The sequence below is a fragment of the Paraburkholderia jirisanensis genome (genome assembly GCF_054782355.1).
Genome location: NZ_BAAGSQ010000025.1, coordinates 799,763 through 819,726, shown reverse-complemented (window position 1 = coordinate 819,726; position 19,964 = coordinate 799,763). Strand labels below are relative to the sequence as shown.

Below are 19,964 nucleotides of genomic sequence, written 5' to 3'. Positions count from 1 at the left end.
CAGGGTCGTCATCAGGCCGCGTTTGCCCGCGTCTCTTTCTTCTTGTTGCGCAGCGATTTCTTGAGCAATGTGCTGAGCCGTGCGTCGTCCACGCAACGCGCGATCTCTTTTCGTTGTTGCGACGTGGCTTGCGCGGTACTCCTGCGGCCGGAGGCGCGAGCCAGCTTGCGCTGCGCGACGCGCGTGCGCTTGCTCGCCTGCGCAAGCAGCGCGACAAACGCTGCTTCATCGACTTTCAGGCCGCGTAACGTGGCTTTTGGCAGCAAGGTGCCCAATTCGCCCGCCTCGAATGCCGAAATGATTTCGGGGTGGATGTAGCAGCGCTTGCATACCGCGGGCGTATTGCGCAACATGGCCGCGACTTCTTTCACCGTGGTCACCACATGCCGGTGCGCGTCGGCTGCACTTTCGCAGACCAGCTGGCGCAGCGCGGCCAGCGCGAATACGCTGCCGGCCCATGTGCGGTAGTCCTTTGCGGTGAAGTCGGCCTGGCTCGCCTCACGCAGATAGTCGTTGATATCGGCTGACCCGACTGCGCGGCGTGTGCCGTCGTCGTCGAGGTACTGAAACAGGTCGTGGCCCGGCAGTTCGGCGCAACGCCGCACGATGCTGCCGATGCGCGGATGGTCGACGGTTACGTCGTGTTCGATGCCGCTCTTGCCGGAGAAGCGAAAACGTACCTTGCCCGCTTCAATTTTCAGGTGCTTCTTGCGCAGCGTCGTCAGGCCGTATGAGCGATTCTCGCGGGCGTATTCGACACTGCCGATACGAATCAGGGTGCTGTCGAGCAAATGGACGATCGCCGCGACCACTTTCTCGCGCGGCATCCCTTCGCGACGCAGGTCGCGTGCGACGCGGGCGCGGATGCGCGGCAGCGCGCGAGCGAAGGCAGCCATCCGATCGTACTTGTCGGCGTCGCGGGTTTCGCGCCACAGCGGGTGATAGCGGTATTGCTTGCGGCCGCGCGCATCGCGGCCGGTGGCCTGCAGATGGCCGCGTGGATCAGGGCAGATCCATACGTCGGCGTACGCGGGCGGAACGGCCAGCGCATTGATGCGGGCGATTTCGTCAGCGTCGCCGATGCGCACGCCGTTCAGATCGAAGTAGGCGAAGCGATCGCCGACGCGCTTGCGCGTGTAGCCAGGCTTTGTGTCGTCCGCGTGCCGCAAACCTTGTGGTAGCGGGGCAGCAGGTCTTGGCACCGCCACGACAAGTGCCTCGCGCGCGGTTTGTGCGTCGGCTTGTGCGTCCTTACCGCTCGTCGTTGTTTTCTTCATGGCTGGTCTCGCGTTTCGGTGGCCGGTTGTGTCTTTCAGGCAGTTGCGCATGTGCGAACCGCGTCGAGCGCACGTGTCGTCTCGTATGCAAGCGCGATGCCAATCACCGCACGCGAGTGTCGACGGCCTGCGCCTCGATGCCGGCGGCGGAATTGCGCTACCGGCTTCGGCACCGGTTTTCCATGGCGGTTGTGTGATTGGCACTGCTCTTGCTCATCCAATGGCAAGCCCGGTGCGCGACATCGCTTGCTCGCGGCACCCAGATCAGAATGCTCGACGATTTAAAGGGAGATCGACCCATGACGAATCAGTTAAAAGGCTGCCGCGTAGCGGTGCTGGCAGTCGATGGATTCGAGCAGGCAGAGCTTGTCGAACCGAAGCGCGCGCTCGCGGAGCACGGGGCAACGGTCCACGTAATTTCTTCCAGGCCCGGGAAAATTCAGGGCTTCAAACACGTCGACAAGGCAGACGCAGTCGACGTCGACTTGACGTTCGACAAGGCAGTCGCGTCGGACTACGACGCGGTCGTGCTGCCGGGTGGCGTCGTCAACGGCGACACGATCCGTACGCTGCCGCAGGCGCAGGCCTTCGTAAAGGCAGCCGACGCTGCGCACAAGCCGATTGCCGTGATTTGCCATGGTGGCTGGCTGCCGATTTCCGCCGGCCTGATGAAGGGCCGCACGGTGACCAGCTGGCCGAGCCTGCAGGACGATATTCGCAACGCGGGCGGCACGTGGGTCGACAAGGAGGTGGTGGAGGATGGCAATTTCATCACGAGTCGCAAACCCGACGATCTAGCTGCGTTCAACAAGGCGTTGATCGCGCAACTGTCGCGCAAGGCAGCATGAACATGGCCGCGCTGGCGCGCCGCGCCCGCCGTCTGGCGGGTGGTACCGGAGAAGCCGCATGAACGCGATCCTGAGGCCGGTGCTGCCGCGCGCGGCGTACGAGGACTCTCTTATGCACATCACGTTTAGCGACGACGCGCCGCGGTTCGACGGCGCGAATCTGACGGTGCGCTTTGCAGCGTGTGTCGACGGCGACCCGGTGAGCTGCGCGATCAGCGCGGAAGCGCTGGAAGATCACTTCGGCGCGCAGTCGCCGCGCGAAGAGGATCTGTTGCGCGCCTTCCAGAGCGGGCAGGTCCGCATCCGCTCGGTCTGTGCCGAAGCGCTGGACCAGAACGACGGCGGCGCCGTGTTGCTGCACAGTGGGCTGTTTCGTGTGGAAGGAATGGAGCCGGAGCGCGGTGTAAAACGCTGATTGCGCCCAGAAGGCTTAGGGCGGTTTCATGCTTGACAGCGACGTCGGGCATTACGCGCGCTGCAAACGTGGCAATGCTGCAAAAAGACGGCGGCCCGGAAGTGCGGCCGCCGCGCGCTCAAACCCATAACGCGATGCGCTGCATCCGCCGGGCACCGGTGCGCTGCGGCGTGTCGACGCCGGTTTCACCGCACGTGACTGAATGAATACCTGCCGATGCCGGCGCGCATGGCACACGCCGCTGCGCATCGGATTGCGCATCAGGCCGTGAAGCAGGATGCGATTGCGCCGCGGCAAAGCGCTCGCGAATCTGCATTGCGCCGGCCGACGCGATGATTGCAACGAATAACAGGCATTCCGCGCTTCGAATCCTCACGATGACTTCTCCCTTGTCGATGTTGCTGTTTTTCTCTATCCGTTGCAGCCTCGCGGCTTCGTTGCTCGCAACGGACGGTTGCGGTATAGCTTTGCGCGAAACTTGAGCAAGCCACGTGCCTAAGGTGTGAAGAATCGTTTGCAGGCACGACTACTGCATCGCGTGCAATACGCCGTCGCGCGTTGTCTTGCAGCGGTGCTGCATCCGCTAACCCAGCATGAGGAGGTGATCGAATGTCCACCAACGTCATTGCCGTACTGAACGAACTGATCGAAACATCGAAGGACGGAGAGCGCGGTTTCCTGAAGGCAGCCGAGGACGCACACGATCCGGCCTTGAAAGAATTGCTGGGATCGCGCGCCGACGCCTGCACGCAGGGCGCCCGCGAGTTGCAGGACCTCGTGATGCAATTGGGCAGCCAGCCGGAAAGCGGTGGCAGCGTCAGCGGTGCGCTGCATCGCGGCTGGGTCGATCTGAAATCCGCGGTGAGCGACCGCAGCGACCACGCAATCCTCGCCGATTGCGAGAAAGGCGAAGACGTCGCGAAGAAGCGCTACCAGGACGCACTGCAAAAAGATTTGCCCGCGGATGTGCGCGCCGTGGTCGAACGGCAGTTCGATGGCGTGCTGCGCAATCACGACACGATCCGCGATTTGCGCGATCAGCACGCGACGCGCAAATAAGCGCTGCCCCTGGCTCCAAAAACACAACTGGCCCGCAGCGCGGGCCAGTTGCATTGACGCATCACCGGCGATTATTCGCTGGCGATCTTCAGATGGTTCTTCACACCCTTGACGCCGGACACGTTCTGCACGACGTCGGCGGCGGCCGACTTGTCGTCGGCCGACGGCACCGAGCCGCTCAGCCATACGATGCCCTTGCGGGTCTTCACGTGAATATGAGTCGACTTGACGTTCTTTGCGGCAAGCAGATCGGCTTTCGCCTTGGTCGTGATCGTACCGTCGTCGATATGCTGGCCGACACTCTCGGACGACGCGGACGGCGGCGTCGAGGTTTGCGCGGTGGCGTTGACGGCGTTCAAAGCGAATGCGACGCAAGCGATGCTGCCGGCGGCCTTGAGGAAGTGGGTGGTTTTCATAGTTGCTCCTTTTTCCCTGAAAAAACGGATGCGTAATGTGCTGCGATAAGTGCTGCGGTAGCTGCGTGTGTGTGTCTATCCGCCCCAACCGTTCAGCAAGGCCTGTGCCCAGACGGCGGCGACGAACCCGACATCGTCGTCAAAGCGTGCGGTAGCGCATGCTGCAACGCGACGCGGGCGCCCTTCGCGCGCGGCGCGAGCGCGCTGAAAAATATGTCGCCCACGGCATGCGTATTTTCCTGGCGTGTGTAAAAAGCGCGTGCGGTGGCGCTTCCGGCGCTGCTGGGCAAAACCTCAAAGGCGATTAAAAACAGCGCATTGGCGGAGCTGGTACGACAGTTGCTCTAGTCGTAGCAGAACGCTTTCTACAATTGATCTTTGCGCACTTTCGATCACCAACAGGACCATGCCCACAATGCCGCCTTCAATTGAACTACGTGCGCGACAGTCGTTCGCGCTCACGCCGCGTCTGCAGCAGTCCGTGCGGTTGTTGCAATTGTCGTCGCTGGAATTTCAGCAGGAACTGCGCACGGCGCTCGATACCAATCCTTTCCTCGAATACGATCCGTCCGCGCCCGAAGAGGGCGGCGTCGACGCGGCGACCGCGGCCGAGAGTCCTGCTGCAGTCGATACGCTGCCGGCTGTCGAGCGCGATCCCGCACTTGAAGGGGCCTCTGCCGAGACGCGTAGCGACGGCAACGACAGCAGCGGCGCTGAAGACGGTGGCGGCGATTACTCGAGCGACTATTCCGGCGAATACTCCGGCGATTCGTTTGGCCGCGGTTCATCGCGCTACAACGGCGACGCCGAAGGCAGCGACCCATCGGAATGGGCGCGCGTGCAGCCCACGCTGCATGAGCAACTGCATGACGCTTTACGCCTGTACCGGCTTGACGAACGCGACCGCGAAGCGGCGCGCGTGATCATCGAGGCGCTCGACGACGACGGTTATCTGCGCCAGGATCTCGCGGACCTGACCGACATCGTGGAACTCGACCCGCCGATGCTCGAAGAGGAACTGGTCGTCGCGCTGCGTCTGGTGCAGACACTCGATCGCCCGGGTCTCGCGGCCCGCTCGCTGTCGGAATGTCTTGCGCTGCAGATCGATGCGTTACCGGAGGACACGCCGGGACGCGCGGTCGCCCGCAAAGTGGTCGAGCAGCATCTGGATCGTCTCGCACGGCGCGAACACGCGGAACTGCAAAAGCAGGTCGGCTGCGATGCGGAAGAATTGCGCATTGCCTGCGCGCTGATCCGCAAGCTCGATCCGAAGCCTGGCAACTCGTATGGCCGCAGCGACGACAACTACATCGTGCCGGACGTGCTGGTGCGCCAGGTACGCAATAAATGGGTGGTGACGATCAACCCGGCGGTGCTGCCGCGCGCGCGGATCCACCGCATGTATGCGGAACTGTTCGCGCAATCCGCGGGGACGAGCCGCTCGCCGCTTGCACAGCAACTGCAGGAAGCGCGCTGGCTGATCCGTAATGCACAGCAGCGTTTCGACACGATCCAGCGGGTCGCCGAATGCATCGTGACGCACCAGAAAGCCTTCTTCCAATACGGTGAGATTGCGCTGAAGCCGCTGGTATTGCGTGACGTGGCAGACGAACTGGGTCTGCATGAATCGACGATTTCGCGCGCGACGGGCAACAAGTATATGGCGACGCCGCGCGGCATCTTCGAATTCAAGCACTTCTTCCCGCGCGAGTTGGGCACCGAAAGCGGCGGCACCTGTTCGGCCGCGGCGGTGCGCGCGCTGCTCAAGGAAATGATTGCTGCCGAGAACGTGCGCGATCCGCTGTCCGACGTGACGCTCGCGCGCATGCTTGCGGACCAGGGCGTGCTGGTGGCGCGACGTACCGTCGCGAAGTACCGGCGCCTGATGAAGGTGCCGCCCGCGGAAATGCGTCGGCAGATCTAGACGCATCACGTCAGCGCGCGCCTTTCCGGGGTTTTCCGGGTATTTCATCTGGCAGTCGAAAAACGCATAGCCGCTTGCCGGCTGTGCGTTTTTTTATTGCCGTCGCGTTGGGTCCACCGCGCCGCGAGTCGTGTATAGCCTGTATACAGACTGTTTGCAGTTTCACCTCGTGCATTTTCCCCGCCATCACCGGCCGACGCACCGCACGGCCAGTGGAATATCGCTGCTACATCAGGCGTTCTGGCAAAGACCCCGCACATTCCGACAAACGAGAGCAGCTTGCCGGCGTGTGCCACCCTTTGCAGCGAGTACGCCATGCCCAAACCTTCGAAAATCCTGCTGTATTACGACGGCACCCGGGAAGCCAAAGGCGCCTTACATCGCGCCGGTGAGCTTGCGCTGGCGCTCGGTGCGCATGCGGACGTGCTCGCCGTGGTCGATACCGTGTCGGCCGTGGCCGCCAGCGGCTGGTATTTGTCGGACCTTGCGTGCGCTTGCGTGCAGGACGCTGCACTGCTGACGCTGCGCGAGGCGCTCGACCATCTGGAGGGCAGCGGCGTACCGGTGCGCGGCCATATGGCGTGCGGCGACGTGGTGGACAGTATTTCGACGCACGCCGGCATGCTCGACTCGGACATTCTGGTGGTCGGCCACCGCACGCGCACCGGCCTGTCGCGCTGGTGGAACCGCGGCGTCGCGCACGACCACCTGATGGCGCGCTGTAACGGGCGCCTGGTGGTGTCGATTCCATGCGGTTGAGTGTCGGCCCCGCGCACCCCCGCGTCCGCGGCCGGATGCGGCGCGGGGCTTTCCTGACGTTGGAATAACATCCCGGCCCCGCGTGTTATCGGAGAAGCAGCTTGAAAGTTCGACGTCCGTATTGCGGAGCAGGTCCGGCCAGCGAGGCTTCGCGGGTGCGTGCGACAAATCGAAGCAGGAGAAACATGATGACGGATACGGTGAGCGAACTCGCGCCGGCATGCCACGTGGTGCGGCCGGGTGAAAGCACCCAGGCGAAGCAGCATCTGCTGCACGCAGCGGGCATTTCGGCGCAAACGGTCGGCGCCCAGGGCATTCATATGCAGCTGGTGACGATCCCGCCGCTCGCGCGCGCCAAGGCGCACAAGCATGCGGGCCACGAAACCGCGATCTACATCCTGAGCGGCCGGTCGGGTGTCTGGTTTGGCGAGGAACTGGAGCAGCACCTGTTCGTCGGCGCCGGCGAGTTTCTTTATATCCCGGCGAACATGCCGCACCTGCCGTACAACCCGGGCGACGCCGACCCGTGCGTTGCGGTGGTGGCGCGCACCGATCCGAACGACGACGAAAGCGTCGTGCTGCTCGGCGAGCTCGACGCGCTGTTCGAGCAGCCGGTGAGCGCAAAGGGGCTGTCGCGCACGAGCCCGGACGCCTTACCGCAGCGCTAACGGGCGAGGCAAGACGATGACGAGAACGCGAGTGTTGACGATCGACGACGACCCGAAAGCCGGTTTCGAAATTGTTTCCGAGCTGAAGAACTACGGTTTTGCGGTCGATTGGGTAGGCGATGGGCGCGAGGCGCTGGCGCGCGCAATGGATGGCGGTTACGACGCGATTACGCTCGAGCGCAAGCTGCCGGACATCGACGGCCTGAGCATGCTGAGCGCGATTCGCACCGTCGGCGTGCAAACGCCGGTGCTGATGTTGAACGTACGGGACGATCGCGACGAGCGCGTGCGCGAGCTACGCGCGTGTGGCGACGACTACCTGACCTGTCCGTTCAACTCCGAACAGCTGATGGCGCGGCTCGAAGGTCTGATCCGGCGCAGCCAGGAGCCGGCGGCGGCGCGTGCTGTGGACAATCTGTTGCAGGCAGGCGCGTTGTCGCTCGATTTGCGGGAGCGCAAGGTTGCGCGCGATGGTGTGGAAGCCGCACTGCTGCCCACCGAATGCCGCGTGCTCGAATTCATGATGCGCCATGCCGGCGAGACGGTGACGCGGATGATGCTGTTCGAGGCAGTGTGGAGTTACAACTTCGATCCGGGCACCAACCTGATCGAGGTGCATATGAGCAAGCTGCGCAAGAAGATCGATGCGCCGGGCAAGATGCCGCTGCTAAAGACGGTGCGCGGCGAAGGCTATCTGTTGGCGCCTTGAGCATGCGGCTGCGGGCTCGAACCGCATACTGAAGGTTGCATATGCAACGAGTTCGGATGACAACGCTGGCAAAGATTGCCGGCGATGAGATTTTTTGAGGTTGTGTGAGGTTGTGTGAGTTTGTATGAGCTTGTTTGCAAATGCCTGACATATGCATGGCTTTGCATAGTGCGCTGCGCCGGTCCTGATTTCGTTAATGCGACAGGGTGTTTCGTATTGAAAGAATAAGCTCGAGTTAAAACGTGGCGACGGATCGCTGTGGCAGGCTTTATCGCGCTTTAAGCGGCGATTCGCTGCGCCGGGTAGAACAGGCAAATACGAATGTTGTTAAGCAAATTGGATATTTTGTGCGACGCCGTGCCAAAGACTTTCGCAACTGCTTGCGACGCCTTACGCCGCACGGGTTTGCGCAAAACAGCCGAGGTCGTGCGCGGCCTACGCAAACACGCGGCATGGCCAGCGTTCGCCGAATCGGCGATGCGCAATTCGACGGGTGATCAGTAATGACCGCGGTAGATTTTTTTATTAATTGTGTTAGCCGGACCCGGAAAGTCCACATCAGCAAACGTTTGCGATCGACGCTAAACTTCGTCAGCCGCCGATCTCTGTGCCGCATGACAGGGTCGACAGAACAGAAACGTCACGCGAGGAATTACGCCGATGAGCGTCGCAGATTTTCCCAGCATCCTTCCAGAACTGCTGCCGAGATTGTGGGCGTTCGCGCTGCGCATCTCAAGAGATCAGCACGATGCGGAAGATCTGGTGCAGCGTGCGTGCGTGCGCGCTCTCGAGCGTGCCCATCAGCTAAAACCCGATACGTCGCCGTTGAGCTGGATGTACTCGATCGTACACACCACGTGGATCAACGAACTGCGCGCGCGCAGCGTGCGCAGCCGCACCAGCGCGGAGTGGGACGACAGCTATCTGGAGACGGTGGCCGATCCTTCGGCACCGAATCCCGAGACCGATGTATTGAACAAGCAGATCGTCAGAGCTGTTGAACGATTGCCGGAAGCACAACGGACCGTTATGCTGTTAGTAGTTGTCGAAGGGTTGAGTTATCAGGAAGCAGCCCAGGTGCTCGGAGTACCAGTGGGGACCATCATGAGCCGTCTGTCGCGTGCGCGGCAGGCAGTAGGCAGCCAGTTCGGCACGCGACAAGACCAAAAAGTGAAAGACAGCATCAAAGGGTAAGGAGACGGGGAATGAAGATTGACGACATCCTGTTGTTGTCGTACGTCGACGGCGCGCTGTCGGCCGATCAGAAGCAACAGGTCGAAGAAGGGATCGGGTCGTCCGCCGAGCTCGCGGAGCGCGTCGCTTTGCTTCGCGCGTCTCGTCTTCCTTATCAGCATGCGTTTGCGCACCAGAAGCTTCCCGAGGTGCCCGGCAGCCTCGTGGCGCTGGTCGGTCGCCTCGCGCAAGGCGGCGGCGCCGGTGTACAGGCAGACGTACGCAGCGATGCTGACGAAGACAGTGACGATCACGAAGACAGCAGTCAGGAAACGAAGTTTACCTACAAGCCACATGCCACGCATTGGGGGCAAGGGCCCGGTGGCGTGCTCGGCAAGCCGTCGGTTGCGGCGACGCCGGCGGCTGCGCCGCGTCGTTCATTTCGTATTGCGCCCGCATGGCTTGCCGTGGCATTTGTGGCCGGTGCGTTTTGCTGGGGTGTGGGCTTCAGGCTGACGGGCGATTTGCGGCAGCCGGCGTTGAGCAGCATGGCCTTCCAGACGGTGCCGGCCGGCACGTCGCCATGGGTGCTGGCCGCTGCGGGTTATCAGCAGCTCTATGCGCATGAGACGCTGGCCGAGATCCAGCCGGACATGGCGCAATCCGCGCGCACGGTCGACGAAATCCGCCGTGAAGACGGGCTCGACGTGCATGTGCCCGATCTGAGCTCGGCAGGCCTCCAGTTCAAGCGTGTGCAGCGGCTCAGCTTCCACGGCAAGCCGCTCGTGCAGATCGTCTATCTGCCCGCCAAAGGCGCGCCGGTCGCGCTGTGTGTGATCAGGGACAAGAAGCCCGACGTCGCGGTCGCGCAGCAGGACATCGAAGATATGAGCGTGTTGACGTGGCGGCGCGGCGACCTGGGCTATGCGCTGATCGGCAAGCGCGACAATACTTCGTTGCCCGATCTTGGCCGCATGCTGGCGGAAAACAAAAGCGGCCAGCTGTTCAGCAAGGCCGCGCTCGACTCCTTGCTGGCGGCGATGACCTGAGCACGCTCAGGTCACATGTGCTTTGCAATCCGCGGTGATGGCGCTGCGGATTGCCCCCTCCCTGGCTTGCCGCCCGCAGCACGCGCTTACGCGCGGCCTCTGCGTGACTACGCAACCATATTGAACTGCGGCAGCCTCGGCATCTGCCTGCCGCCTTGCATCCAGTCGCGCACTGAAGCAGTCATCTCTTCGACCGCCCCGAATGTGTCTTCATGATCGACGCTGAACTCGAGCGTGAGGCCATTCGGATCCTTGATGTAGAGCGACGTGCAAAAGCCGTGCTCCAGCATCAGCGGCTCGAGGCCGGCACGCGTCAGACGCTGTTCGATTTCGCGCAGAACCGCGCCTTCGACCAGCAGCGAAATGTGCACGAATTGCGACTGCTCCTTTTCCTTCCACGCGGCTTGCCTCGCCGGGTCGTCGAAAGTGAAGAAGGCCAGCGTGCTGCCGTCGCCGAGCGCGTAGAACGCGTGGCCGACGTCGAGCCATCCATCGCCGATCCGCTCGCGCTCCACGTCGCATGCAACGAGCGGTAAGCCCAGCACGTTTTCATAGAACTGGCGCGTACGCTGATGGTTGTCGGTGGTGTGCGCGTGATGATGCAAACGCGTCGGAAGTTTCGTGAGCGGCCGCATGGCCTTGTCTTTTGACGAGAGATTCATTGCTTGCACTCCTTTGCTGCGGAATGAAAACGCGACAGGCCGGCGCGATTTGCGCCGCTGAGCCGAACGGTAAGGCAGCGGGACGGGCAACTCGCGAAGTTCGGGTCTTGCCTGACGCAAAAACACGCTGCTCCGTTAAAACAACCGGCGCGGGAAAATATTCCTGCTGATGCAGATGTCGTGTGTGCGAAGGGCTGCGTTATTCGTGAAGACGGCCGCGTGCACATGTGCGCATGTTTCGACGCTTCGACGTTTCGATATGCCACTGCGTCAGTGTTATCACGCTTGCGTGAAATCTGCGTTGCCGTGCGCTTGCGATAACGGTACAGCGTCTTTACGCCCTTCCTTTTTCTGGTTCTATTTCTCCTGGCTTTCCTGACGATCGTGTCCGCGAGCGAGTGGCTACCGCCGCGCAATCGCGCCGTCATCCGCCGGGGCGCTATCATCGCGGCACAGGAGGAGCACAGCGATGGATCGTTTGACGGCGATGGAAACCTTTGTCAGTGTGGTCGAGGCCGGATCGTTCTCGGGTGGTGCGCGTCGCCTGAACGTCGGTCAGCCGGCGGTATCGAAGTCCATCGCACAACTGGAGGAGCGGCTTGGCGTGCGCCTGCTGATGCGTTCGACGCGCGGCCTCACGCCTACCGAAGCAGGCCAGCAGTTCTATGAACACGCCAAACGCGCGATCGACAACGTCGACGAAGCCGAAGTGGCTGCGCGCGGCACAGCCTCGGGTCTGACCGGGCGTTTGCGTGTCTGCGCGGCGGTCACCTTCGCAAGGCTGCATATCGTGCCGCACCTGCAGGGTTTTCTGATGCAGCATCCGGAGCTCAACGTCGAGGTCGTGCTGGACGATCGCAATGTCGACCTGCTCGAAGAGGGTATCGACGTCGCATTCCGGATGGGCGTGCTCGACGATTCGAACATGACGGCGCGCAAGGTCGCGCAAAGCCGCCGCTTCGTGATCGGCACGCCCGCGTATTTCGCCGCGGCCGGCATGCCGCGTACGCCGGCGGACCTCGCCGCGCATCAGGCGATCGTCTACGACCGGCGTGGCGGTGGCACCACGTGGTCGTTCACGCGCGGCGGCGCGCAGACCTCGGTGGTGGTCGGCGGCCGGCTACGTGTGACCGCCGCCGAGGGCGTGCGCGCCGCGGTGCTGGCCGACATGGGCGTGGCCGTGGCGTCCGCGTGGATGTTCGGGCCGGAGCTTGCGAGCGGCGCCGTGCAAGCGGTACTGACCGACTGGACGTTGCCGCCGATGGACCTGTGGGCAGTGTTTCCGGGCGGGCGGATGGCGAGCGCGAAGGCGCGTGCGATTACGACATTTGTCGAGGACATGCTGGGAGAAGCGGCGGGTGAGGAGCCGGCGGCGCAATAGCGCTGCTCTTGCATGCTGCGCGCTACGCTACGCGCTATAGCGCCACGCAAAGCCATCGCCGCTGCGCACCACGCGCCCAGCCGAGGTTTCAGGAAAGTGCGCCGATAGAACCAGCGCGCCGCGATCCGCCGCACGCGCGAGCAACCAGCGGCGCGACTCGCACGCACGGCGTTCGTCGAGCGCATAGGTCGAGCTCCATGCCGGCCGGTACACCTGCAGCGGGTGATGCATCACGTCGCCGCAAAACAGCGCCTCTTCGCCCTGCGAACGCATTGAGATCGACATGTGTCCGATGCTGTGTCCGGGCGTCGGATGAAACGCGATGCCGTCCAGAAACTCGCCGCCGCAATCGGGCACGAACATCGCCTGGCGCGCGTCGATCACGGGCCGCACGCTGTCTTCGTAGACCATGCGGCGGTTCATGCCCGCGCGCGTCGCGAAGAATTCGCGCTCGGCCTCCGGAAACAGGTACCGTGCGCGCGGAAAGGTCGGCACCCACGCGCCGTCCACCTGCTGCGTGTTCCAGCCGACGTGATCCGCATGCAGGTGGGTGAGCAGCACATAGTCGACGTTATCGGGCGCGACGCCGGCTTCTGCAAGCCGCGCAATAAACGACGTATGCAGCTGGTCGAAGCGCGCGCTGAATGGGCGGTGCTTGCCGTTGCCGATGCCGGTATCGACCAGCAGCGTATAGCCGCAGGCGCGCACGACCCAGGTGTGCACGCTGAGCAGCGCTTCTTGCTGTTGCACGTCGAGCGAGGCTGGCGACAGCAGCCTGCCGAGTTCCGCGCTGCAGATCGCGCGCCAGCTCGGATACAGGAACGATAGCGGCAGCGTGAAGCGGGTTTCGGTGACACGGGTGATGGTCATGTCGCCGATCTTGTGGGTGACCGTGGTGAATGCCAATTTGTCCTCGGGACAGTACGCGGCAGCGTGGGGCGCGCGTCGCAGGACGTGCGCAACTGCCGGTCTCCAAAGGCGCTATTTTTGGCGCTCGCGGCGCTGCGCGTTTGCGCAATCGCACGGGTTTCGTTGAATCCGCAACGAAGCCGGGCAGGTGTGCGCATCTGCTGGCAAAAAATCGCGTGCAGCCTTCATGCAAGCTTCGTGCAGCCTTCGCATACCCGTCATGCGCCGTGCGGCGGCTCACGCTGCACACGCGAGCGGCGTGCCCACTGCAGCATCTGCCGCCACGGCGGATCGGCGAACAGCACGAATGCCCCTGCAGCGAGCGCGCCGCAGACCAGAAACGTGCCGCGATAGCCGACGCTTGCCACCAGCAGCCCCGACAGCACGCCGGACAAAATCGAGCCAACCCGCGACGCATTGAAGAACAGCGCAGTAGCGGCGCCCGGCGCACGCGGCATCAGATCCTGGATGTAGGTCATGCCAAGACACGACGTGACCGCGACCACAAACGCACTGAGCGCCTGCATCGGAATCAGCGTATCGATCGAACCGGCCGCGGCCATCGCGATGAAATAGATCACATGCACGATGCAGCACGCGGCCAGCCAGCGCATCTTGTTCAGGCGTGCGCTGCGTGCACCAAGCGCGAGCATCATCGGAATCTCGAGAAATGCGCCGAGGCCCAGCATGATCGATACGTCGATGCGCGCGCCATGCAGCCCGTGCACGATATAAAGCGGCAGCACGATCATCGTCGCGTTGGCGGCGAGGCCGCTTAGCGTCAGCGCCAGCACCGAGCGCCAGATCTGCCGTTGCGGCGCGCTCGCGTGCGTGTAATCGGGTTGCAGCGGCACTTCGGGCTCGGTGAGCGTGGTGACTTCGAGCGACGAAGCGGGGTCGCCCGCCACGTGCCCAGGCGTGCTGTGCAGTGCGCCTCCGGGCGCTTCGTGCATGCGCCATAGGATCATCGCGCAGCCTGCGAAGCTTGCCGCCGCAAACAGAAAGAGCCCGTGAAAGCTCGCCGCCGCCAGCACCAGCGCGCCGAGCGACGGCCCAAAGACCCACGCCACCGACAGCAGCGTGCGCAGCGTGGCGGTCGCAAATGCACGTTCGGCTTCATCGCGCACCGGCAGTACCGCACGGCCGAATGAAAACACCAGCGATAACGCCGAACCACCCGCGCCGAGAAACGCGACGCCGATCACCAGCAACAACCGGTAGTCGCGCACGAAGCACAGCAGCAGATAGCCGAGCGCGGCAAGGACCAGCGCGGCAAGCAGCAGTGGCCGGTGATGGCCGCGCCGGTCCGACCACTTGCCGGCCCACGCGCTCGCGGCCACGCCGCTCGCGGCGATCAGCGTCATGAACAGGCCGAGCATCAGCGGCGTCATCGCGGCCTGTTCGACGCCGAACAGCGACAGATACGGCGCAGTGAAAGACATCGCGACACCGAGCATCAGCGTCGCGGCGGAGAGGGGCACAAAAGACGGAATGCGGGCGAGTTCGGCGAGGCGGGAGTTCATCGATACCCTGAGTCAACGCACGCCGCGCGCATGAAAAACGCACGGCGTGCACACGGCGGGCTTCGCATGCGGTGCAGCGCGCATCATGCGCGCTGCATGGCGCAGCCGGCGCGACGGCTCAGGACGTTTCGATCCATGCCGCCACGTCGGCCGGGCCGACTTCGCGGCTGCCCAGCACGAAATGGGCATTGTCCGGCGCGCTTGCGCGCCATGCAACCTCGCCGTAGTTGAAAGCGAAGTGCAGTGGGCCGAGACGTCTTAGCCGTACGCCTTCGGGCAGCCGTTGTACCGCGAGGCCGGCGTCGCGCGCGCTACGTTCGAGCAGTGTGCGCAGCAGTGCCGCGTCGAAGCACGCGGTGGCCATGCGCACGCGGCCTGCTTCTGCTTCGACCACAGCCGGTACGCCGTCGTCGCAGGTGGCGCTGACCGTTGCGCCCGGGCCGGCTTCGACATGGTCGCGCCATGTATGGGCGTGGCCGCTCTCGCCGTCGAGCGTCACAGCGGGGCGCAGCGTCGGACGCAGCGATTCGCTTTGCGCAACGCGCACGTTCAGCACGGCCTGCAACGGGCCGGGCGGCAGCGTTGATGGAATCGTGAAGTGCGAGGTCTTCGAACCGGTACGCGGTCCGAACAGCCAATGTGCATCGCCGTTTCGAATCTGCGCCACCAGCGCATCCGGCACGACCGGCAGCGACGGCGCGACCACCAGCCGATAGCCGGATACATCCGCGTGCGGCGAGCACAGGTCGACGTCGAGCCCCATCGCGCGCAGACAGCTGTACCACTCGAACACCAGCCGCTGATAATCGAAGTCGGCGCCGTGCCGTTGAATCTGCACGATCCAGTCCGCTTCGTAGTCGAACAGCAGTGCGACCGGCGCGCGTTCCGCGCGCAACCGCGTCTCTTTGGGGAGTGCGGCGACTTCGCGCGCCACGCGCGCGATTTCATGGCCGCCGGCGCTCAGCTGGTCGTCAGGCGTGTTGATGCCCGAATGCATCTGTTCCTGCGCGAACGGCGCCTGGCGCCAGCGGAAGTACGACACCAGTTCCGCGCCGTGCGCGAAGGCCTCCCACGTCCAGAGCCGCACCATGCCCGCGCGCGGCACCGGGTTGTACGGCGCCCAGTTGACCGGCCCGACCTGCTGCTCCATTACGCACATGCGGCCGTTGCCGACGCCGCGGTACAGGTCGTGGTTGAACGCCGGAATGTCCGGATGGCCACTGCGTGCCCAGCGATGTTTGACAGCCTCGTCGAACCACAACACCTCGGTGCGCGGCAGCGGGTAGCTGTCCCACGCGGCCACGTCGAGGCCGCTTTTCGCAAACTCGTAGTGATCGAAGTTGGTAAAGAAGCCCATGAAGTTATGCAGCAGGTCGCGCCCAGGCGCATGTTCGCGGATCAGTTCGCCCTGCAGCGCATGAAAGCTTGCGACTTCGCTCGACATGAAGCGCCGGAAGTCGAGCCAGTGGCTCGGGTTCGCATCGGTCGGCGTGCGGTTCGGCAGGCCGATTTCGTCGAAGCCGCGATACTCCATGCTCCAGAACACATTGCCCCATGCGTCGTTCAGCGCGCCGATTTCGCGGTATTGCTGCGCGAGCCATTGGGTGAAGCGCACCCGTGCGGCTTCGGTGTAAGTCGGCACGGTCTCGTGGCAGCCCAGTTCGTTGTCGGTCTGCCACGCGACGACTGCCGGATGCCTGCCGTAGCGCCGCACCATCTGGCCGACGATGCGCGCGCAATGCTCGCGGTACACGCTGCTCGAGATGTCGTAGTGGCGGCGCGAGCCGAAGTTGTACACGAGGCCGTTCTGCGCAACCGGCAGGATCTCCGGATGCTGCGCGACGAGCCAGCGCGGCGGCGTCGCGGTCGGCGTGCCGAGCACGACTTCGAGGCCCTGCGCGGCGAGCACGTCGATCACCGTGTCGAGCCATGCCCATTCGTAGCGGCTGGGCTCCGGCTCCATGCGGCTCCACGCGAATTCGGCGATACGCACGCGGCGAATGCCGAGTTCGGCCATCCGCCGTGCATCGCTTTCCCATTGGTGCTGCGGCCATTGCTCGGGGTAGTAACAGACGCCAAGAAGCATGAGTTTCTCGTTTGAATGATGGGCCAAGGTCAGCCCTTGGTCGCGCCGAACGTCAGGCCCGCGACGAAGTGCTTCTGCATTGCGAAGAACATCAGCACCGACGGCAAGGCCGCCAGCACCGAGCCCGCCGACACGAGATTCCACGCGGTCGTCCATTGGCCGCGCAAGGCGGCCACGCCGACCGTGATCGGCGCCGCGTCGTCGCCTTGCGTCAGGCACAAGGCCCAGAAGTAGTCGTTCCAGATGAAGGTGAACACCAGAATGCCGAGCGCGGCGAGCGCCGGCCGCACCAGCGGCAGCACGATGCGCGCGTAGATCTGCCATTCGCTCGCGCCTTCGACGCGCGCCGCTTCGATCAGCTCGTAAGGCAGCTGGCGGATGAAATTGCGCAGAAACAGTGTGCAAAAGCCGGTCTGGAACGCGATGTGAAACAGCATCAGCCCCCACACCGTGTTGTACAAACCGAGGTCGAGCGTCAGCTGCCGCACCGGAATCATCAGGATCTGCACCGGCACGAAGTTGCCCGCGACGAACACCGCGAGCACCAGCAGGTTGCCGCGAAAGCGATAGTTCGCCAGCGCGTGGCCTGCCATCGACGCCAGAAAAATCGACACCGCCACCGACGGCAGCGTGATCAGCACGCTGTTCATGAAGTAGTGCAGCATCGGCGTTTGCGTCAATGCAACCCGGTAGTTCTCGACCATCGCGAACTGCTGCGGCCAGCCCCAGTAGTTGCCGGCGGACAGTTCGTCGCTCGAGCGGATCGACGTGATCAGCACCGCGAGCAGCGGCAGCAGCCACAACAGCAGCGCAAACGGCAGCGAGATCTTGTATAGCAGGCGGTTGCCGGGCCGCCACCGCGAAACAGGCATCGGATACATGGCGGCTCCTTACGTTTCGCTGCGCACGAGACGGCGCAGCTGCCAGACGATGAACATCAGCATGATCAGGAACAGCACCACCGCAATCGCGGCCGAATAGCCTTCGCGGTAGTACTTGATTGCTTGGTCGTACATGTAATAGGCGAGCACGGTGGAGCTGTCGAACGGACCGCCGCCGCTCATCACCGAGATCAGGTCGAAGCTGCGCAGCGCGCCGATCACGGTCAGCACGAAGGCCATGAAGGTAGCTGGGCGCAATTGCGGCAGGATGATGTGCCACAGCAGCTTGAAACCGCGTGCGCCTTCCATGCGCGCGGCTTCGATGATCTCGGCATTGATGCCAGTCAAACCCGTCAGATACAGGATCATGCAGAACGGGATCTGCGGCCACAGCGCGGCGAAAATGATGCCGTAGGTCACGTAGTGCGGGTCGCCGAGTACCGGGATGCCATGGCCGAGAATCAGCTTCAGCAAGCCGAAGGTCGGATCGTAGAACCAGCTGAACACGAGGCCGACGACTACGCCCGGCAACACGAACGGTGCGAAAAACAGCGATTTGACGAGCCGGATGCCGCGCACGTCCTGGTTCAGATACAGCGCGAACACAAGGCCGACCGGCGGCGCGAGCAGGAACAGCACCAGCCACAGCACGTTGTTTTTCAGCGCGACGTAAAAAGTGTCGGCCTGCAGCAGCTCGGTGTAGTTGGCGATACCGACGAAGGTACGCGGTGTCATGCCGTCCCAGTTGTAGAAGCTGAGCACGATACTGCTCAGCACCGGATAGACGACATAGATGACAAAAATCAGCGCAGCGGGTAGCAGAAACAGCAGCGCTGCGCGGTTGCGGCGGCGGTTCAGCGGTGTTTTCGCCTTGCGGCGCACCGCGTTCACGGCACCGGCTTCGGACATCGTCGTGGACATTCAGGCTCCTCGTCCGGAAAGACGCGGCGCGGGCGCTACGTATAGCGCCCGCGCGCCGATCACTTCTGGTAAATGCGCTTGCGAGTCTGTTCGAGACGGCTCAGGATCGCGTCGATCTGATTCGGGTCGTTGAAGAACTGCTGCATGCCCTTCATGCCTTCGTCGGCCATTTCCTTCGTCATGTCGCGATCGTAGAACTGCGCGACACCGCCCGGCGTATTCGACAGGATCTTGAAGCCGATCTTCGAAATCGGGTCTTGCGGTTCCTCTGCCTTGTTGTTCGACGGCAGCTGGCCCCAGCCTTTCGCGAGTTCGCCGTTGATTTCAGGCTGCGCCATGAACGCGAGCAGACGGTGTGCGTCTTTCTTGTTCGCGGCTTTTGCCGGAATCATCAGGATGTTGACCGGACCGTCTTCGGCGAGCGGCACCTTGGCGTCGAGCACCGGGAAGCGGAAGTAGCTCATCTGGTCGCGCGTCGCGGCAGGCAGGCCGGCCGAGAAGAACGTGCCCATCAGCATCATCGCGGCCTTACCGTTCACCAGCAGCGGGCTCACCGAATCGACGTCGTACGACAGCGCGTTATCGACGAAGTATTTGTCGTCGATCAGCGTTTTCCACGTCGTGTAGACCTTGCGCACGCGCGCGTCGGTGTACGGGATTTCGCCGGCCATCAGCTGCTCGTGGAACGCATAGCCGTTGATGCGCAGGTCGAGATAGTCGAACCACGCGGCAAGTGTCCACGAATCTTTGGCGGGCACCGCGATCGGTGCGATGCCGGCGGCCTTCAGCTTCTTGCAGTCTTCGAGGAACTGTTCCCAGGTGGCCGGTTCAGTGGTGATGCCGGCCTTCTGGAACAGGTCCTTGCGATAGAAAAAGCCGTACGAATCGTAGCCGAGCGGCGCCGCGTATTGCTTGCCCGCATACGTCGAAGGCGGCTTCACCGACGCGTAGGTCTGGTTCCAGCCGTCTTTCTGCCAGTCCGGGCTCAGGTCGTCGAGCAGACCGCGCTTCGCGAAATAGGCCATCCGTTCGCCGTTGTGCCAGCTCAGCACGTCAGGCGGATCGGTGGCGAGCCAGCCGGAAATCTGCACCTTGTACGCTTCTTCGCCGACGTACGTGACCTTCAGGTCCACGTCGGGATTGGCTTTCGCAAACTGGTCGAATGCGCTTTGCCATACCGCGCGCTGGTTGCCGCGCGCCGATACGTTGACTTTCAGCGTCGCGGCATCGACGTATGCGGTGGCGCTGAGCATGGCGCATGCCACACCCGCGAGCAGCCAGCGGCCTGCCTTGAAGTTCATCGT

Annotated in this window: 19 protein-coding genes; 10 read left to right on the top strand and 9 right to left on the bottom strand. The window is 63.3% G+C overall.

Annotated features, from left to right (window positions below):
• Positions 1 to 11: 11 nt before the first annotated feature.
• Positions 12 to 1,277 carry a DNA topoisomerase IB gene (locus tag ACYVNQ_RS15320; RefSeq protein WP_460903347.1) on the bottom strand — a complete coding sequence of 422 codons (1,266 nt, stop codon included), beginning with the start codon at positions 1,275 to 1,277 and terminating at the stop codon, positions 12 to 14.
• 299 nt (positions 1,278 to 1,576) lie between these two features.
• Here ACYVNQ_RS15320 and ACYVNQ_RS15315 point away from each other — a divergent pair, with 299 nt between their 5' ends.
• The 3 genes from ACYVNQ_RS15315 to ACYVNQ_RS15305 all read left to right on the top strand — a co-directional run bounded on the left by ACYVNQ_RS15315 (position 1,577) and on the right by ACYVNQ_RS15305 (position 3,599).
• A complete protein-coding gene (locus tag ACYVNQ_RS15315; RefSeq protein WP_460903346.1) occupies positions 1,577 to 2,125 on the top strand; it encodes a type 1 glutamine amidotransferase domain-containing protein in 549 nt (182 codons plus the stop codon).
• 70 nt (positions 2,126 to 2,195) lie between these two features.
• Positions 2,196 to 2,540, top strand: coding sequence for a DUF1488 family protein (locus ACYVNQ_RS15310; RefSeq protein ID WP_460903595.1), 345 nt, complete (start codon positions 2,196 to 2,198; stop codon positions 2,538 to 2,540).
• 609 nt (positions 2,541 to 3,149) lie between these two features.
• Positions 3,150 to 3,599 (top strand): PA2169 family four-helix-bundle protein, encoded by a 450-nt coding sequence (locus ACYVNQ_RS15305; RefSeq protein ID WP_460903345.1) that lies wholly within the window; start codon positions 3,150 to 3,152, stop codon positions 3,597 to 3,599.
• A gap of 71 nt (positions 3,600 to 3,670) precedes the next feature.
• Here ACYVNQ_RS15305 and ACYVNQ_RS15300 read toward each other — a convergent pair whose 3' ends face one another.
• Positions 3,671 to 4,015: a BON domain-containing protein gene (locus ACYVNQ_RS15300; RefSeq protein ID WP_460903344.1), complete on the bottom strand. Its 345-nt coding sequence runs from the start codon at positions 4,013 to 4,015 to the stop codon at positions 3,671 to 3,673.
• A gap of 415 nt (positions 4,016 to 4,430) precedes the next feature.
• On the opposite strand from ACYVNQ_RS15300, the gene ACYVNQ_RS15295 reads away from it, so the two are divergent.
• From ACYVNQ_RS15295 to ACYVNQ_RS15270, 6 genes are all read left to right on the top strand, one after another.
• On the top strand, positions 4,431 to 5,939 hold the full coding sequence (locus ACYVNQ_RS15295; protein ID WP_460903343.1) for an RNA polymerase factor sigma-54: 1,509 nt from the start codon (positions 4,431 to 4,433) through the stop codon (positions 5,937 to 5,939).
• Positions 5,940 to 6,254: 315 nt separating this feature from the next.
• Positions 6,255 to 6,698: a universal stress protein gene (locus ACYVNQ_RS15290; protein ID WP_460903342.1), complete on the top strand. Its 444-nt coding sequence runs from the start codon at positions 6,255 to 6,257 to the stop codon at positions 6,696 to 6,698.
• 185 nt (positions 6,699 to 6,883) lie between these two features.
• Entirely contained in the window at positions 6,884 to 7,366 is a 483-nt protein-coding gene (locus tag ACYVNQ_RS15285) for a cupin domain-containing protein (protein ID WP_460903341.1), read from the top strand.
• A gap of 16 nt (positions 7,367 to 7,382) precedes the next feature.
• Complete coding sequence (locus ACYVNQ_RS15280; RefSeq protein ID WP_460903340.1) at positions 7,383 to 8,075, top strand: response regulator transcription factor; 693 nt, start codon at positions 7,383 to 7,385, stop codon at positions 8,073 to 8,075.
• Positions 8,076 to 8,735: 660 nt separating this feature from the next.
• Positions 8,736 to 9,269, top strand: a complete 534-nt coding sequence (locus tag ACYVNQ_RS15275; RefSeq protein WP_460903339.1) for an RNA polymerase sigma factor — start codon at positions 8,736 to 8,738, stop codon at positions 9,267 to 9,269.
• 11 nt (positions 9,270 to 9,280) lie between these two features.
• Positions 9,281 to 10,297 carry an anti-sigma factor gene (locus tag ACYVNQ_RS15270; RefSeq protein ID WP_460903338.1) on the top strand — a complete coding sequence of 339 codons (1,017 nt, stop codon included), beginning with the start codon at positions 9,281 to 9,283 and terminating at the stop codon, positions 10,295 to 10,297.
• A gap of 107 nt (positions 10,298 to 10,404) precedes the next feature.
• Here the strand turns inward: ACYVNQ_RS15270 and ACYVNQ_RS15265 are convergent, their stop codons facing one another.
• Complete coding sequence (locus ACYVNQ_RS15265) at positions 10,405 to 10,959, bottom strand: VOC family protein (RefSeq protein WP_460903337.1); 555 nt, start codon at positions 10,957 to 10,959, stop codon at positions 10,405 to 10,407.
• Between the two features lie 469 nt (positions 10,960 to 11,428).
• Between ACYVNQ_RS15265 and ACYVNQ_RS15260 the strand changes: the two genes are divergently transcribed.
• On the top strand, positions 11,429 to 12,340 hold the full coding sequence (locus ACYVNQ_RS15260; RefSeq protein WP_460903336.1) for a LysR family transcriptional regulator: 912 nt from the start codon (positions 11,429 to 11,431) through the stop codon (positions 12,338 to 12,340).
• A 27-nt stretch (positions 12,341 to 12,367) separates the two neighbouring features.
• Here the strand turns inward: ACYVNQ_RS15260 and ACYVNQ_RS15255 are convergent, their stop codons facing one another.
• From ACYVNQ_RS15255 to ACYVNQ_RS15230, 6 genes are all read right to left on the bottom strand, one after another.
• Positions 12,368 to 13,246: an MBL fold metallo-hydrolase gene (locus ACYVNQ_RS15255; protein WP_460903335.1), complete on the bottom strand. Its 879-nt coding sequence runs from the start codon at positions 13,244 to 13,246 to the stop codon at positions 12,368 to 12,370.
• 221 nt (positions 13,247 to 13,467) lie between these two features.
• Entirely contained in the window at positions 13,468 to 14,772 is a 1,305-nt protein-coding gene (locus ACYVNQ_RS15250; protein ID WP_460903334.1) for a sugar efflux transporter, read from the bottom strand.
• 118 nt (positions 14,773 to 14,890) lie between these two features.
• Positions 14,891 to 16,858 (bottom strand): beta-galactosidase, encoded by a 1,968-nt coding sequence (locus tag ACYVNQ_RS15245; RefSeq protein ID WP_460903333.1) that lies wholly within the window; start codon positions 16,856 to 16,858, stop codon positions 14,891 to 14,893.
• Positions 16,859 to 16,887: 29 nt separating this feature from the next.
• Positions 16,888 to 17,739 carry a carbohydrate ABC transporter permease gene (locus ACYVNQ_RS15240; protein ID WP_460903332.1) on the bottom strand — a complete coding sequence of 284 codons (852 nt, stop codon included), beginning with the start codon at positions 17,737 to 17,739 and terminating at the stop codon, positions 16,888 to 16,890.
• 9 nt (positions 17,740 to 17,748) lie between these two features.
• Positions 17,749 to 18,660: a carbohydrate ABC transporter permease gene (locus ACYVNQ_RS15235; protein WP_460903331.1), complete on the bottom strand. Its 912-nt coding sequence runs from the start codon at positions 18,658 to 18,660 to the stop codon at positions 17,749 to 17,751.
• A gap of 59 nt (positions 18,661 to 18,719) precedes the next feature.
• The gene (locus ACYVNQ_RS15230) at positions 18,720 to 19,961 is read right to left on the bottom strand and encodes an ABC transporter substrate-binding protein (protein ID WP_460903330.1); all 1,242 of its coding nucleotides are present in this window, start codon (positions 19,959 to 19,961) and stop codon (positions 18,720 to 18,722) included.
• Between the last annotated feature and the right edge of the window lie 3 nt (positions 19,962 to 19,964).

Excerpts from the sequence above, each read along its gene's own strand:
- ACYVNQ_RS15305 (WP_460903345.1), top strand. The coding sequence starts at position 3,150 with ATGTCCACCAACGTCATTGCCGTACTGAACGAACTGATCGAAACATCG.
- ACYVNQ_RS15315 (WP_460903346.1), top strand. The coding sequence starts at position 1,577 with ATGACGAATCAGTTAAAAGGCTGCCGCGTAGCGGTGCTGGCAGTCGAT.
- ACYVNQ_RS15295 (WP_460903343.1), top strand. The coding sequence starts at position 4,431 with ATGCCGCCTTCAATTGAACTACGTGCGCGACAGTCGTTCGCGCTCACG.
- ACYVNQ_RS15275 (WP_460903339.1), top strand. The coding sequence starts at position 8,736 with ATGAGCGTCGCAGATTTTCCCAGCATCCTTCCAGAACTGCTGCCGAGA.
- ACYVNQ_RS15285 (WP_460903341.1), top strand. The coding sequence starts at position 6,884 with ATGATGACGGATACGGTGAGCGAACTCGCGCCGGCATGCCACGTGGTG.
- ACYVNQ_RS15320 (WP_460903347.1), bottom strand. The coding sequence starts at position 1,277 with ATGAAGAAAACAACGACGAGCGGTAAGGACGCACAAGCCGACGCACAA.
- ACYVNQ_RS15280 (WP_460903340.1), top strand. The coding sequence starts at position 7,383 with ATGACGAGAACGCGAGTGTTGACGATCGACGACGACCCGAAAGCCGGT.
- ACYVNQ_RS15235 (WP_460903331.1), bottom strand. The coding sequence starts at position 18,660 with ATGTCCACGACGATGTCCGAAGCCGGTGCCGTGAACGCGGTGCGCCGC.
- ACYVNQ_RS15250 (WP_460903334.1), bottom strand. The coding sequence starts at position 14,772 with ATGAACTCCCGCCTCGCCGAACTCGCCCGCATTCCGTCTTTTGTGCCC.
- ACYVNQ_RS15240 (WP_460903332.1), bottom strand. The coding sequence starts at position 17,739 with ATGTATCCGATGCCTGTTTCGCGGTGGCGGCCCGGCAACCGCCTGCTA.
- ACYVNQ_RS15245 (WP_460903333.1), bottom strand. The coding sequence starts at position 16,858 with ATGCTTCTTGGCGTCTGTTACTACCCCGAGCAATGGCCGCAGCACCAA.
- ACYVNQ_RS15270 (WP_460903338.1), top strand. The coding sequence starts at position 9,281 with ATGAAGATTGACGACATCCTGTTGTTGTCGTACGTCGACGGCGCGCTG.
- ACYVNQ_RS15265 (WP_460903337.1), bottom strand. The coding sequence starts at position 10,959 with ATGAATCTCTCGTCAAAAGACAAGGCCATGCGGCCGCTCACGAAACTT.
- ACYVNQ_RS15300 (WP_460903344.1), bottom strand. The coding sequence starts at position 4,015 with ATGAAAACCACCCACTTCCTCAAGGCCGCCGGCAGCATCGCTTGCGTC.
- ACYVNQ_RS15290 (WP_460903342.1), top strand. The coding sequence starts at position 6,255 with ATGCCCAAACCTTCGAAAATCCTGCTGTATTACGACGGCACCCGGGAA.
- ACYVNQ_RS15260 (WP_460903336.1), top strand. The coding sequence starts at position 11,429 with ATGGATCGTTTGACGGCGATGGAAACCTTTGTCAGTGTGGTCGAGGCC.
- ACYVNQ_RS15230 (WP_460903330.1), bottom strand. The coding sequence starts at position 19,961 with ATGAACTTCAAGGCAGGCCGCTGGCTGCTCGCGGGTGTGGCATGCGCC.